Source organism: Bifidobacterium eulemuris (assembly GCF_014898155.1).
Lineage (GTDB): Bacteria > Actinomycetota > Actinomycetes > Actinomycetales > Bifidobacteriaceae > Bifidobacterium > Bifidobacterium eulemuris.
This window is the reverse complement of the sequence record NZ_CP062938.1, coordinates 592,537-605,854: the sequence shown is the minus strand read 5'-3', so window position 1 is coordinate 605,854 and position 13,318 is coordinate 592,537. Positions and strand designations below refer to the sequence as shown.

The window sequence follows — 13,318 nt, the reverse complement described above, 5'->3', positions numbered from 1 at the left end:
GTTCCTCTCGACGCTGTTCGCATACACTCATATTGTCCTGTATTAGGTAATCATGAACCGGACGGTTTTTCAAGAGGTTTCGCAAGAAAAGAAGCGATGTTTTTTCTCAACGGTCCGCGAACGCGCATTGCACGATGGCCGCCGAGCCGCCCGAGATCAGCGCCGCGCGGCCCGGGGTTGCGATATCGTCCGCGTCGAACGAGGCCAGGAGTTTGGATGGGATCCCGCTGACCAGATCGGCCGTGCGTTCCCCGCACGGGAATACGATTCTGGTGCCGCAATGCTCCGGAACGCGCACATGCCGCGCGGATCGGACCGCGAACACGACCGTCACGTCCGGATCGGCCAACGCCGTATGGAAGGCTTCCCTCTGCGGATCCGTCGAAAACGGATCGAACAGTTGGTCCGCATCGTCGACCAGCCACACCGAATGCGGGGCGGGCGGCGGAGGTGGGATGTCCTTTCCGTGCGGTCCTGGCGTCGTGGTGCGGTATCCGAAGCGCGACAGGGACGTGACCCGCACCGCGCAATGCCGCGTTTCGACAAGCTTGTGTTCCAGCAGCCGCAGCAGAGCGCTTTTGCCTCGCCCATCAGGCCCGATGACGCCGATATTGCCGTGGTCGACGCGCAATCGCGCGGTGTGCAGCCGCACGCCATCATCGGACAAGCCGAAAGGCACCTCGACGATCCCTTCGTCCGCGTCCCGAAACGTGGCGGCGATCTGCGATGCGCGCAATCGCGCGGGCAGCGGAGCGGTGAACAACGGCGGCGGGGGAGGTATCTGCATCATCATCGCCGCCAAGCGGATCGCCTCGCAGCAACGGTCGATGCTGGCGGGGGCCGCGCAGCGCAACGCCGTCACCGTATCCGCGTCGTTGCAGAAGGCGGCGCCGGGCAGCGAAGGAGGGATGCGCGCGGCGCGGGAATCGGCGAGCAGCTCGTGCGACTGCATATCGTCGCGCACCCGCAGACACAGATTCAGTGAGATGTTCGCCTTCATATCCGCGCTGATCTGTCCCAGCGGATTCTGCGTGCAGGCGATGAGATGCATGCCCAGGGAACGGCCCAGCGATGCGACGCGTACCAGCCGTCCCACATAATCGGGCAGTTGGTCCTTAAGCGCGTGGAATTCGTCGACGACGATCACCAGCCGGGCCGGCGGTTCCGCCATCGCGTCGAGATCGGCGACATGATGGTCCGCGGCCAAACGTTCGCGTCGCCGCAGTTCGGCCTCCAGCGCCTCGAGCGCGCGCACGGCGTGCTTGAGATCGAGATCGCATACGACGCCCACGGTGTGGGGCAGTCCCTCAAGCGGGCGAAAGGCCGAGCCACCTTTGAAATCCAACAGCACGAAGTTGAGACGACGGGGATCGTTGGCCGCGGCCAACGCTAGGCACCAGCTTTGCAGCAGTACGGATTTGCCTGATCCGGTGGTTCCAGCCACCAACGCGTGCGGTCCTTGGCCGCGTAGATCGATGCGGAAGACTCCGTATGCGCCGACGCCGACGCATACGCGCATGGTGGGTGGATTCAGCCATGCGCGAACGACGTCACGCCACGGCAGATGTCCCCACTGCAGCAGACGTTCCAAAGAGGCGGTGCCGAGGGCATGCATGACGGCACCGACCTCGCCGCCCGCGTCCGCAGGGACGCCTGCGTTCGTGCCGTCGATGACGGTGCCGTGCGTCGGCCGCCGCGTGTCATCCCCGATACGATGTGCGGCGGCATCCTTCGCGTCGTCGCCGACGGACGCCCACGTGGAAAGCATGGAGGCCGCGCAGGCGATGATGCCGGGTGCCACCATGGTGGCGAACAGCCATTGGCGTTGCGCGAGCATCGCCGCAAGCATGACGGTCTGCGCCAGCAAGGGCGCGCCCAAAGCCACGAAAGCCAGCAGCCGCCGATGCCGGACGATGCGCCTTGCGCCGTGCCGGCGTGCGACACGGCGGGCATGGGGGCGAGATGATCCGGACATGGTTCCAGCGTGGATGATAAAGAACCGGGAACGCAAGCGGAACGGGGTGATGTGGTCCGAGCCTGCAGTTATCCACCATCGCGGGCGGCGGGAGACAAACCGATGGATCAGCTTTGGCTTTCCGCAAGTGTGCCGACGGTTCCCGCGGCATGGGTGCCATCGGCGAGTTGGGAGAACAGCTCCAGATTTTTTGCGTCGTCGAGCAGCACGGAGGATCCGACCCCGTCGACGTAGTAGTCGGGATCCGTCCAATACACGCTGCCGGACACCCCCTCGTCGCCGGTGGCGCCCTTGAAGGCCAATGCCATCATCAGCAGGCTGTAGGGGTTGGTGTCCTCATCCACGGTGATCGAATCCAGACCGGCCTGCGCCACGGACATCACCGTGCCGATATTCGTCAGCGTCTGTCCGCTGGACGCCTTGGACACGATGGCCGAGATCACCTGGCGTTGCCGGGCGTTGCGGCCGAAGTCCCCGGTGGCGTCCGCGTAACGCATGCGGGAGAACGCCAACGCGGTGGTGCCGTCCGCGGTGTGGCATCCGGCCTGCCATTCCAAACCGGAATACGGGTCGCTGACGTCGTCGTCATAGCACAGTTCGATCCCGCCCAGCGCGTCCACCACCTGGGTGAGGCCGCCGAACTGGATTTGGGCCACATGGTCGATTTTCTGCCCGGTGATCTGCTCGATTTCGCTCACAAGCGCCTGCGACCCGAAGATCTCGGCGACGGCGTTGATCTTCATATAAGTGTCCTCAACGACGACCAACGAGTCGCGCGGAATGGAGATCAACGAGCTGGCGCCGCTTTTCGGCTTGGTGAGCACAAGAATCGTGTCGGTGCGCGAGCCCTGCACATCCGATTCGTCACCGGTGGTGCCGTCTCGTTCGTCGGAGCCGAGGATCAGCCATGTCGAAGCGGGCGTGTCGGCGGTGTCGGTGAGCCAGCTGGTTTTGTTCAGCCGTCCGTCAACCCAATTCCATGCGCCGAACACCGTCAGCGCCATGATGGCGACCAATACCAGCAATACGGTGCCGGCGATGAGCAGCGCTTTGGGTCCTCGCTTGCGAGGCATGGACACGGCCTTGGCGGCGGTCGCCGTGGCCGGGACGCCCGCCCCATACCGCACCGGCTTCGCCGCGGGCTGCACATAGGCCGACGAGGCGCGCGAAGTGCGTGAGGCGCGTGAAGTGCGTGCCGCGCGCGGGGTGATCGACTCCGGTGCCGCCGCTGCGGAAGGTTGCTGCTTGGACGACGCGGCATCCGGCGGCGTGGCGGCGCGGGACGTGCGGGGGGTCGAACCGCCACGCCGCGCACGTGAGGCGGCCGGCGGAATGCTATGGGGCGTTTCCGCGCCGCGCGAGACCCGCGGAGTGAAGCTGGGTGGCGGGGTGGCGGATTCCCCGGTGCCGCCGGTCGCTCCGGTGTCACCGGGGGCGGTGGCACGTGGACGTCGGGACGCCGAAGGGACGAAGCTCGGCGGAATGTTCCGCGGATCGGCTCCGCCTGCGTCCTGTGTCATCATGCCTCCATATGTCCGTCTGTCTGCCCCACTTTTACACGGCTGCGCCCGCGTGTCGGCCGCGCTCGGTTATTCCTGCGCAGTAACGGCACATACCGTCACGTTCAGGTAACGATCGGCGATTCCTATGTACTCGCCGGTGTTCGGATCGGTGATGGATCCGTTCTCGGGATTGACGATGCCGCCGGTGTCGGGGTCGATCAGCGTGCCGTCGTCCAACGTGATCAGACCGGTGTCCGGATCGACCTGTTGCGTGGTGTCGTCGGTGCCTTCGGTATCGGTGGAGGTATCCGTGCCGTCGGAGGTGTCGCCGGAGTCTCCCGTCGCGTCGTCGGTGGCGGACGTGTCGTCGGTGGTGTCGTCCGCGATGGTGATCGGCTTGCCCTCACGCATCTTCGCCCACAGCGTGTCCGCGTCGGAGGTCCACACGCGGCGGTTGGTGTCCAGCGCCCACTCCTGGACCGGCACGGTCTGCGCGTACAGATGCGTCATATCGAAGTCGGCCAGGCTCATGGCCAGACCGGCGAGCGTGGTGGTGTTGGCCAGACCTCGGCTGATGTTCAGCGACTGGAGGGCGGATTTCGCCAACTGGTAGAGCTGGCTGGTCTGCGTGAACAGATTCTTGGACATGGCTTCGCTCAACAGCTGTTTGATGAGGTACTGCTGTCTGGTGGTGCGCATGATGTCGGTGCCGTCGGTGCCGGTGCCGTGGCGCATGCGCGCGTACTGGGTGGCCGTGTTGCCGTCGAGATGATGCAGGCCCTGGGTCAGCGACAGTCCGGTGTAGGCGTCCTCGGTGTCCACGGGGATGCAGATGTCCACGCCGCCAAGCGCGTCGATCATGGAGCTCAGGCCTTGGAAGTCCACGACGATGAAGTTCTGGATGTCCAGACCGGTCAGCGAGTTGATCGCGCTCACCGTGCAGCTGGCGGCCGAGGCGAGGTCGCCGCCGACGGAATAGGCGTTGGGGAAGATCGAGTTGAACATCACGTCGTACTGCGCGGGGATGGTGCCGTTGGAGGTTTCGCAGCTGGGCACGTCCACGATGGAGTCGCGCGGGATGGAGACGAGATTGATCCATGAGCGGTCGGCGGCCACCTGCACCACCATCGTGGTGTCGGCATTGTGCAGATTCGCGGTGTCCTCGTCGGAGCCTCCGATGGCGGCGTTGCCCTCGCCCTCGCGCGTGTCCTGTCCGAGCACCACGAATTCGATGCTTTGGCCGGCGTTCGGATCGATGATCTGCGAGCTCGCGCTGTCGCCGTCCTGGGGAAGCATGTCGACGGCTCGGTTCTGGATCGTGCCATCGAGATCAAGCAGCGTGGCCGCGGTGGCGGTTCCCGCGCAGCAGAGCAGCGCGACGATGACGCAGGCGATGGCGGTGCGCACGCGATGGCTGACCCGGTACCCCGTGCTGTGCCGAGGACGGGTGGCGTCCAGATGGTGCAGATTGGGAATCCCGGCGTCGTCGTTGCTATACGGTGTCACGCTGTTGCCTTCCTTGTGAGGAGATGTTCGCCGGCCGAGCCGACGCCCTGTGAACCATTGAATTGTAAGGCATCCACATGAGAACGGCATTCGGAACGAGGCAAACGGCACAGATATTCGCGAAACATTCGCGTGCCCCTATATACCACAGCATCCCCGAAAGGGGTGTATCGACACAGGGTGAGAATTTGACAAATGCGAAGTCACATGTGTGTAATTTAAGCGACGAAAACACGCTCGAGGCAAGGAGGATCGCATGTGGGGTGTGATCGAGGAGCCGGGCGACGAGCCGTTGAACGACCTGTGGGGGTTGTTCGCGCCTGAGGGGGATGTGTTTTGGCAGCACAAAGCCTTGTGCTCGCAAACCGATCCGGAGGCGTTCTTTCCCGAAAAGGGTGGATCGACGCGCGACGCGAAACGCGTATGCGCCAAATGCGAGGTGCGCGAGCAGTGCCTGCAGTGGGCCATCGACCATGATGAGCGCTTCGGCATCTGGGGTGGGATGAGCGAGCGCGAACGCCGCCGTTACAAAAGGGAACGTAAGGAGCGGGCGTAGCGTTCGCCCGGGTGCGTACACTTAGGGGTTATGAATCCGACAGGCAACAGCGATATTCAACAGGCACTGGCCGACGCCATGGCGAGTCGTCCGTATACGCACCGTCAGGACGTCGACGCGTCGGTGGCGGCGGTTATCACGGTGGAGGAGGACACGCGTTTCCTCACCTCCACACTGTGCGCGCTGCTGACCCAGACCATATTGCCCGGCGTGATCGTCGTCGCGGATACGACCGGCGCGACCGCACAGCCGATCCAGGCGAGTTTCGAAGTCATTCCCTCTCCCGCTGGTCCCGCATTGGAGATTCCGGAAAGCAAACACGTGACGATTCGCGTCGTGCGGGCCAAGGGCGCCCGTTCGTTCGCGGACGCCGTGGCCAAGGCGCTGCAGCACGCGCGTCTGGATTCCTCGATCAAGGCGTTGTGGCTGTTGCATGACGATTCGCGTCCCGCCGACGACCAGTGCTTGGAGAATCTGCTGGAGGCGTGGCACAATGCGCCGGGCGCCAGCGTGCTGGGCGCCAAACAGCTTGACTGGGAGGCCGAACGCCTGCATGACGTGGGCTCCTACGTCGGCCGCCATACTGTGGAGAGCCTGGTGGTCGAAGGAGAGCCCGATCAGGAGCAGTACGACGGCCGGCAGGATGTGTTCGCCGTCTCGCTCGCCGGCGCGCTGGTGTCGATGGAACAGTACCGCGCCCTGGAAGGCGTCAATCCGTGGTTCACCACATTCGGCGAATCCCGCGACTTCTGCCGCAGGGTGTGCCTCAGCGGCGGCCGCGTGGTGGTGGTGCCGCAGGCGCGCATCGCGCACCGTCGCGCGCGCTATGAGGGCGTGCGTTCACGCGACGGCGAGCCGCTGGCCGCCGAGCGCGGCACGAACGCCGCGCTGTCGGTGAGACGCGCCGCCCAACGCTATCGGTACACGGACGTCCCCAAGGCGAACTGGATATGGATGTGGCTGTGGAGCGTGCTGCGCGGGCTGGGACTGGCTGTGGCCTGCCTGTTCGGCAAGAAGCCTTGGGAGGCCTGGTGCGAGCTGTGTCTGCCGTGGCTGGCGCTGACGTCGATTCCGGGAGCGCGGCGCGCCCGTCGCATGGTGGCCAGACAGACCAAGGTGTCGATGTCGAATCTGCGCATGCTTACCATCGATAAGGAACAGCGCAAACTGTGGCATGACCGCAAACAGGCGTTCGAGGACCAAAGCCGTGTTGTGCTGCTCAGTCCGTTGGCTAAGGCGCATCTGCGTGCGCGCGCCGTCAGACGGTGGACGCTGGCCCTGGCGATGGCCGCGTTATGTCTGCTGGCGGTGGCCGTGATGCATTGGGATGTGCTGCGCGCGGCCTTCGCCGATGGCTCGCTGTATTCGTCGTCGCTGCTGTCCACCGACGCCACCTTCGGCCAGCTGGTGTCCGCGGCGACCACTCCTTGGGTGTTCGGCGCCGGCGCGGGCATTCCGGCACCTCCGACGCCGTGGCTGCTGGTGCTGATGGTCGCCTCCATATTCACCGTTGGACATGTGGGCGCCGCGCTGACGATGATCTTCTTCCTCGCCGCCCCGTTGAGCGCGCTGTCGTTCTGGGCACTGGCCGGCGTGTTCACCCGCTCGGACGTGGTGCGCGTGCTGGGAGGCCTGATGTGGTTCTCGCTGGGCTTGAGCATGGGGCTGTACGCCGAGGCCAATCTCGCCATGCTCACCGTGATGGTGTTCCTGCCCGCGGCGTTCGCGTTCGTGTTTCGAGCGGTCGGCATGTACCACACCGAGGATATGGTCAAACCGCGTCCCTCCGTGCAGGCGGCGGCGATATCGGCATTGTGCTTCATGCCGGTGGTGGCCGCCGAACCGCAGCTGCTGTTGCCGTTGATCCTCTCCTTCCTGGCGTTTTTCGTTTTCGTGCCCGCCCGTCGCGTGCGTCTGCTGCTGATTCCCGTTCCCTCGGCCTTCGTGGTGGCCCCGACTTTGCTGAACGCGATCCGCTACGCCGATGAGGGCGCGTGGCGGCAGATATTCGGCGACATCATGGAACCGTCCGTGGCAAGGAACGGTTCGCCCGCCGCGTTGTCGTTGGCGGATGTCGCGCAGCGCGCGTTGGGCTGGAACATCGCATCGTGGGCGCCTCTTGATGTGATGCTCACCGTGGTGGCCGCGGTGGTCGCCCTGCTGGCGGTGGCGGCGCTGGTTCTGCCGTTCGCGTTGCGCGCCTCGCGTCTGATGTGGGTGGTGACCGTGACCGGAGCGGCGTTGTGTCTGGTGTCGACGCGTGTGACCATTCAAGTCGACGCGGACGGCTCCGTGGCCGGATCCGCCTTGCCGGGAATGGCGTTGGCCGCCTTGGGCTTGTTCTCCTGCGTGTGTTTGGTCGCGGGCGGCGCGGTGAAGCGTTTCTTCGCATTGCATACGCGCGACGCGCAGGTCGAGCTCTCACGCGCGTCGCGTGGCTCCGCGGTGGCCATTCGCGTGGGCCGCGCCGTCCTGTCGGTGGTGTTGGCCGCCTGCGTGTCCGTGCAATGCGCGTTCGCCGTCGGGCATCTCGACGATGCCACCGTCGGCTTCTCCACCACGTCGCTGCCCATGGTCGCGGTGGACTATCTGGACAGCGGATCCGACCATCGTGTGCTGGCGTTGCGCGCCCAGGACGCGAACTCCATCGACTATACGGTGATGCGCACGGGCCGGGGCGATCTGATCGACAGCTCTCCGGCGCAGCGCGTGCGTGAGATCTCCGGAGCGAGCGACCAGGCCAGTCAGACGTTGGCGCAGGCGTGCGCCAGCCTGTTGGCCGACATCGACGCCGACGCCATCGAGCAGATCAGCGGATTGGGCATCGGAGGCATCTTCGTCGTGGCGTCGGACGAGGACGGTCGCGACGCCTACGACCAGCTCGTTTCGCATCTGACCGCATCCGAAGGCACCCAATCGCTGGTGAGCTCCGAAACCGGCACCTACTATCGCCTGACGTTGAACGACAGCGCCTTGCAGAACATCGACACGTCCTGGCAGACGCGCACCCAATCCAGTCCATGGCGACTCGCGTGGCTGATCTGCCTTGGCGTGGTGGTCGCGCTGTACTGTCTGGTGGCTTTGCCCCGAAGCCGTCGCATCCGTCTGGAGGAGGAAGCATGAGAAAAGCGGCACGTATCGGCTTCGGCCTGCTGACCATGCTGGTGATCCTCGCCATATCCGCGGTATTGGTGTTCCTGCCCGGTCCGTCCTCGTGGGTGGACGACACGAGCTCCGAGAGCGGCACCGCCGTATCCCACACCGTCAGTCCTACGCAGCTCTCCACGTACTGTCCGTCCCCGATGGGGCTGTCCGATACGGAAACCTACGGCGACAGCGCCTATCAGGCCTCCGTGGGCAACCAGTCCTCAACCGCCCGATACGCGGCGTTCGGTTCGGTATACCGCTCCACGATCTCCGCCTTCGGCGCCGACGATGGCGAAGAGGACTCCCTATCGTTGGAGAGCACCGGTCTGAACGATGCCGATGCTGTTCTGGTGGACGGTGAGGAACTCGCGCAGAATTCGGCGAGCCGACTGATGGACACGCGTCTGCTGTCATCCGGGCAAGGCGTGGGTGTGGCCGGCGCGGTGGCCTCACAAGCCACCGACGGCGACCTGAAAGGCGTCTCCGCCGCCAGCTGCATCGCAACCGACCTGACCCACTCCTTCCTGCTGGCGGGCACCGAAACCGGCACCACCCAGCAACTGATCGTCGCCAATCCCTCATCGAAGGCGACCACCGTGGATATCCAGGCGTGGGGAAGCGACGCGAGCGGAGCGCTGACCCTGGCCACCTCATCCACGTTGGCCGTGCCCGCGTACGGCGAAAGCACCATGGATATCGCCGCCGCCGCAAGCGGACAGGATGGTCTGTACATGACCGTCTCCAGCGCCCAGACGCCGGTGGCGGCGGTGGTGCGCACGGTGTCGATGGACGGTCTGGACTCCAAGGGCTCCGATTTCGCGATGCCGTTGGGCGAGGCGAGCACCGCCTCGGTGGTGCCGTCGATCGCCCAAGGGGATGAGACCACCGCGTATCTGTTCTCCACCGAAGACACCGACGCGGTGCTGTCGTGGGTGGGTGAGGACGGTTTGGATCAGGCCGAAGAGGTGACGTTGGAGGCGCGGCGTGTCACGGTCATCGATTTGGGCCAGGCGCCGCAAGGCGCGTTGGCGTTGGCCGTCGACGCCGAAACCGAGGTGAATCTCGCCGTCGCCACCGCGCGTTCGGGCGCGGACAACCAGGCCGATTTCGCATTGACCAACGCCGCCCATCCCGTGGAAAGCTCCGCCGTGGTGATTCCCGACGGCATGTCCGCTCGCGTGACGTTGGCGAATGCCTCCGACGCCGCGCATACGGTGACATTGCACGTCTACGATACGTCCGGTTCGCACCTGGGCGACCATGACATCGAAGTGGGGGCGAACGCCGCGGTCTCGCTCACCGGCGACGATCTGTCCGGCGACGACGGCACGGCGGCCGTGCTGGTGTTGGATGACGAATCACATGAGATCGGCTGGGGCGTGCTCCTGACGAACTCAGCCGTGGATGAGGCGGATATGGCCGGACTGGCCACGCTGGAGGCCACCTCGCTGATGCCTCAGCACACGCAGGTGTGGGCACGATCCCAGAACGGCATCGTCCACTGATTCCGTTCGACGGGCGGAATCAGGCCGTCGAACAGGCACCCCGAGACTCACATCCCCCAGTCGGGATCGATCTCCTCGGGCCTGCGTCCGTAGAGCTGCGCCAGACGCCCCACCAACTCGTCGCGAATCGCCCATTGCAGTTCCATACGCGAAAACGCGTGCGTCTGCAACGGCAGACGGTAGAGCACGATGCGTGCGGGAATGCCATGCGAGGCGGGGAAGCATTGCGAGGTGGGGCGCGTTTCGATCTCCCACGGCGCGGGATCGGAGGGCGGCACATCCTCCACGGCGAACTGCACGGGACGCACCAGCTGCGGCCAAGCGCCGTTCAGCCGGCGGATCTGCGCCGCCACCATATCGTCGAACATACCCGACCTCGTGCGATAACGGGGCAGACGGGTGCCGAACATCGGGGTGCGGGTGCCCCGTCCATGGCGGTTGCGATACACACGTGCGTTCCAAGGCGGCTCAAACATGCCTTCCACCATAGGACAAGGCGGCGGCATTGCGTTACGATACTGTCATTGGCCGTTGCGTGCGACTAGGGAGGAGCGACGTATGGTGGTGGTTGTCCCATCGTGGAGAGACTGCGATCTGGATGCCGTCTGCGCCCGCGCGAAGGTATTCGGATTCGATCTGGACAACACGCTGGCCAAATCCAAACAGCCGATGACGCCGCCGATGGCGCGGCGTTTCTCGACGCTCACCCGTCTGACCCCCATCGCGTTGATCTCCGGCGGCAGTTATGCCGTGGTCCGCCATCAGGTGCTGGACGCGCTGGACGCAACCGCCAGGAAGACGGATCTGCATGTGATGCCCACCAGCGGCACCCGCTACTACCGCTGGAACGGCGAGGAGTGGACGTTGGTGTACGACCATGACCTGGGTGAGGAGGACCGTGCCGCCATCATCTCCAGTCTGGAACGCCGCGCCCGCGAGCAGGGGGCGTGGGAACGGCAGGTGTGGGGGGAGCGCATCGAGGACCGCGGCAGCCAGATCACGTTTTCGGCGTTGGGCCAGTGGGCGCCTGTGGAGGCCAAACGCGCCTGGGATCCCGACGACACGCGCAAACGCCGTCTGGCGCAGGCCGTGCAGGCGGATCTGCCCCATATGCTGGTGCGTACGGGAGGTATGACCAGCGTGGATGTGAGCGAGCCCGGCACGGACAAATCCTATGCGATCGCCTCGTTGGCCGACAGTCTCGGCATCGAGCCCGCGCAGGTCGCGTTCATCGGCGACCGTATGGATCCGGGCGGCAACGATTATCCGACGGCTCTGGCCGGGGCGATGGCGCTGCGCGTGCGCGATCCGGAGGACACGCTGGCGTTGTGCGACGAGCTGATCAGACGGCTCGGTGGCTGATGGGCGGCCTGCCGGACGTGATGCGGGAATCGGTGGCGGCGGTGCGCGATCTGCTGTTGCCGCGCGGCTGCGCCGGCTGCGACTTGCCCGACGCGGTGCTATGCGAGGACTGTCGCGCCGTATTCCAAGGATATGAGCCACGGGATTTGCCGGGTTGCGCGATGGGTGGCGCCGCGGCCTGCGCGCCGTATCGCGGTGTGGCACGCCATGCGATTCTCGGGTGGAAGGACCATGGCGACGAGGAGCTCGACGGCCCTTTTGGCGAACTGTTGGCCGATTTGGCCCAACGTTGCGGCCTGATGTCGTGGTGCCGCGAATCCTGTGCGAATGGTCCGGTATGGGTGGTGCCGTTGCCATCCTCGGCCGCTTCGATGCGGGCAAGGGGCCGATGGCATACCGTGCCTTTGGCCAAGGCCGTGGCGGCCCGTATGGGGGAGCGGGGGATCGAGGCGAGGATGCTGCCGGCCTTGCGCAGCACCGCCACAGGAGGACGTTCCGTGGAACAGGGGAGCGCCGCCGACCGGGGCCGGCGCATCGGCGGCCATATCGTGCTTGACGACGCCTACGACATCCGTGGGCATACGGTGGTGCTGGTGGACGACATCATCACCACCGGCGCCACCATGCGGCAGTGCACCGCGGTGGCGGCGGACGCCGGCGCGCGGGTGGCGACCCTGCTGGCGTTGGCGCAGACGCCGTCCGCGGCTACTCGCTGATGTGGTATTTCGGCAGCGTGACTTCGAAATCCGCGCCGCGCGCGTCGTCCACCACCTTGACGGTGCCGCCGTGCAGTTGGGCGGCCCAACGGGCGATGGACAGGCCGAGACCGGTGCCGCCCGATTCGGTGCCGGGGCCGGTTTTGCCTTTGACGAAACGGCGGAAGATATCCGAACGGTCGGAGACGGGGATCTGCGAGCCGAAATTGACGACGTTCACCACCACGGTGCCGTGCGTCTCGTCCTCACGTGCCTCGACGAGCACCGTGGTGCCGTCCGCGGAATGCTTCAGCGCGTTGGCGATGATATTGGTGAACAGCTGGCGCAGGCGATCCTGATCGCCCTCCATCACGATGTCGCCGTCCACGCGCATATGGATGTCATGGGCATGCCCCGCGTCGGCGATCTCCAACGGCTCCACCGTCTCGTCGAGGAATTCGCCCACATTGAAGCGTTCGATATTCAGACTGGCCGCGCCCGCCTCCATGCGGCTCAGATCGAGCAGGAAGGCGATGAGATCGGACAGCCGTCGGGTCTGGTTGAGGATGCTTTCCATATTGGCCGGCGTCGGCTCCACCACGCCGTCGGCCATATTCTCGACCATCGCCTGCAGGGCCGAGACGGGGGTGCGCAGTTCGTGGCTCACATTGGCCACCATATCGCGGCGCATCTGGTCGGCGTGCTCCAGTTCCTCGGCCATCTCGTTGAAGGAACGGGCCAACTGGCCGACCTCGTCGTGCCGTGTCGAATCGAGGTCGACTCGCACGGAATAGTCGCCTTCTGCCATGGCCTCGGCGGCATCGCGCATCTGCCGCAGGGGAGCGGTGAGGCCGCGGGAGAAGTAGTAGGTGAACGACAGGGCGACCACCAGCGTCAGCGGCATGGCGATCCATCCGCTCCAGCCGAATTTCAGCAGGAACCAGCACATCGCGAAGGCGATGGCCGTGGCGGTGACGATGATGGTGGCGAGCTCGAGTTTGAGCGAGGAGAACAGCCCGAGCGGGCGCACGGGCTTCATCCGTGCGCCCGCTCGAGGAACGTGCGTATGG

At 65.4% G+C, this 13,318-nt stretch carries 10 protein-coding genes; 5 read left to right on the top strand and 5 right to left on the bottom strand.

The window, feature by feature from the left end:
• Nucleotides 1-106: 106 nt before the first annotated feature.
• From BE0216_RS02730 to BE0216_RS02720, 3 genes are all read right to left on the bottom strand, one after another.
• Nucleotides 107-1,849, bottom strand: coding sequence for an FtsK/SpoIIIE domain-containing protein (locus BE0216_RS02730; RefSeq protein WP_226805807.1), 1,743 nt, complete (start codon nucleotides 1,847-1,849; stop codon nucleotides 107-109).
• A gap of 233 nt (nucleotides 1,850-2,082) precedes the next feature.
• Nucleotides 2,083-3,495: an LCP family protein gene (locus BE0216_RS02725; protein ID WP_094636071.1), complete on the bottom strand. Its 1,413-nt coding sequence runs from the start codon at nucleotides 3,493-3,495 to the stop codon at nucleotides 2,083-2,085.
• A gap of 69 nt (nucleotides 3,496-3,564) precedes the next feature.
• Nucleotides 3,565-4,983, bottom strand: coding sequence for an LCP family protein (locus BE0216_RS02720; protein WP_226805681.1), 1,419 nt, complete (start codon nucleotides 4,981-4,983; stop codon nucleotides 3,565-3,567).
• A gap of 256 nt (nucleotides 4,984-5,239) precedes the next feature.
• On the opposite strand from BE0216_RS02720, the gene BE0216_RS02715 reads away from it, so the two are divergent.
• From BE0216_RS02715 to BE0216_RS02705, 3 genes are read left to right on the top strand one after another with little or no spacing between them, the layout of a single operon-like run.
• Nucleotides 5,240-5,539 carry a WhiB family transcriptional regulator gene (locus tag BE0216_RS02715; protein ID WP_094636073.1) on the top strand — a complete coding sequence of 100 codons (300 nt, stop codon included), beginning with the start codon at nucleotides 5,240-5,242 and terminating at the stop codon, nucleotides 5,537-5,539.
• A 30-nt stretch (nucleotides 5,540-5,569) separates the two neighbouring features.
• The gene (locus tag BE0216_RS02710; protein WP_094636074.1) at nucleotides 5,570-8,662 is read left to right on the top strand and encodes a glycosyltransferase family 2 protein; all 3,093 of its coding nucleotides are present in this window, start codon (nucleotides 5,570-5,572) and stop codon (nucleotides 8,660-8,662) included.
• A complete protein-coding gene (locus tag BE0216_RS02705; RefSeq protein ID WP_094636075.1) occupies nucleotides 8,659-10,191 on the top strand; it encodes a DUF5719 family protein in 1,533 nt (510 codons plus the stop codon). The genes BE0216_RS02710 and BE0216_RS02705 overlap by 4 nt, the downstream gene beginning before the upstream one ends.
• A 47-nt stretch (nucleotides 10,192-10,238) precedes the next feature.
• On the opposite strand, the gene BE0216_RS02700 is transcribed toward BE0216_RS02705, so the two are convergent.
• On the bottom strand, nucleotides 10,239-10,667 hold the full coding sequence (locus BE0216_RS02700) for a metallopeptidase family protein (RefSeq protein WP_169714239.1): 429 nt from the start codon (nucleotides 10,665-10,667) through the stop codon (nucleotides 10,239-10,241).
• An 88-nt stretch (nucleotides 10,668-10,755) separates the two neighbouring features.
• Here BE0216_RS02700 and BE0216_RS02695 point away from each other — a divergent pair, with 88 nt between their 5' ends.
• Nucleotides 10,756-11,553, top strand: a complete 798-nt coding sequence (locus tag BE0216_RS02695) for an HAD-IIB family hydrolase (protein ID WP_094636427.1) — start codon at nucleotides 10,756-10,758, stop codon at nucleotides 11,551-11,553.
• Nucleotides 11,520-12,269, top strand: coding sequence for a ComF family protein (locus tag BE0216_RS02690; RefSeq protein ID WP_226805680.1), 750 nt, complete (start codon nucleotides 11,520-11,522; stop codon nucleotides 12,267-12,269). Before BE0216_RS02695 ends, BE0216_RS02690 begins: the two co-directional genes overlap by 34 nt.
• Here the strand turns inward: BE0216_RS02690 and BE0216_RS02685 are convergent.
• Nucleotides 12,259-13,287 (bottom strand): sensor histidine kinase, encoded by a 1,029-nt coding sequence (locus tag BE0216_RS02685; protein ID WP_169714241.1) that lies wholly within the window; start codon nucleotides 13,285-13,287, stop codon nucleotides 12,259-12,261. The genes BE0216_RS02690 and BE0216_RS02685 overlap by 11 nt on opposite strands.
• Nucleotides 13,288-13,318: the final 31 nt, after the last annotated feature.

What these genes read in the sequence shown, in the direction of transcription:
- BE0216_RS02710 (WP_094636074.1), top strand. Translation starts at nt 5,570, where the DNA reads ATGAATCCGACAGGCAACAGCGATATTCAACAGGCACTGGCCGACGCC.
- BE0216_RS02685 (WP_169714241.1), bottom strand. Translation starts at nt 13,287, where the DNA reads ATGAAGCCCGTGCGCCCGCTCGGGCTGTTCTCCTCGCTCAAACTCGAG.
- BE0216_RS02725 (WP_094636071.1), bottom strand. Translation starts at nt 3,495, where the DNA reads ATGACACAGGACGCAGGCGGAGCCGATCCGCGGAACATTCCGCCGAGC.
- BE0216_RS02730 (WP_226805807.1), bottom strand. Translation starts at nt 1,849, where the DNA reads ATGCTTGCGGCGATGCTCGCGCAACGCCAATGGCTGTTCGCCACCATG.
- BE0216_RS02700 (WP_169714239.1), bottom strand. Translation starts at nt 10,667, where the DNA reads ATGTTTGAGCCGCCTTGGAACGCACGTGTGTATCGCAACCGCCATGGA.
- BE0216_RS02705 (WP_094636075.1), top strand. Translation starts at nt 8,659, where the DNA reads ATGAGAAAAGCGGCACGTATCGGCTTCGGCCTGCTGACCATGCTGGTG.
- BE0216_RS02715 (WP_094636073.1), top strand. Translation starts at nt 5,240, where the DNA reads ATGTGGGGTGTGATCGAGGAGCCGGGCGACGAGCCGTTGAACGACCTG.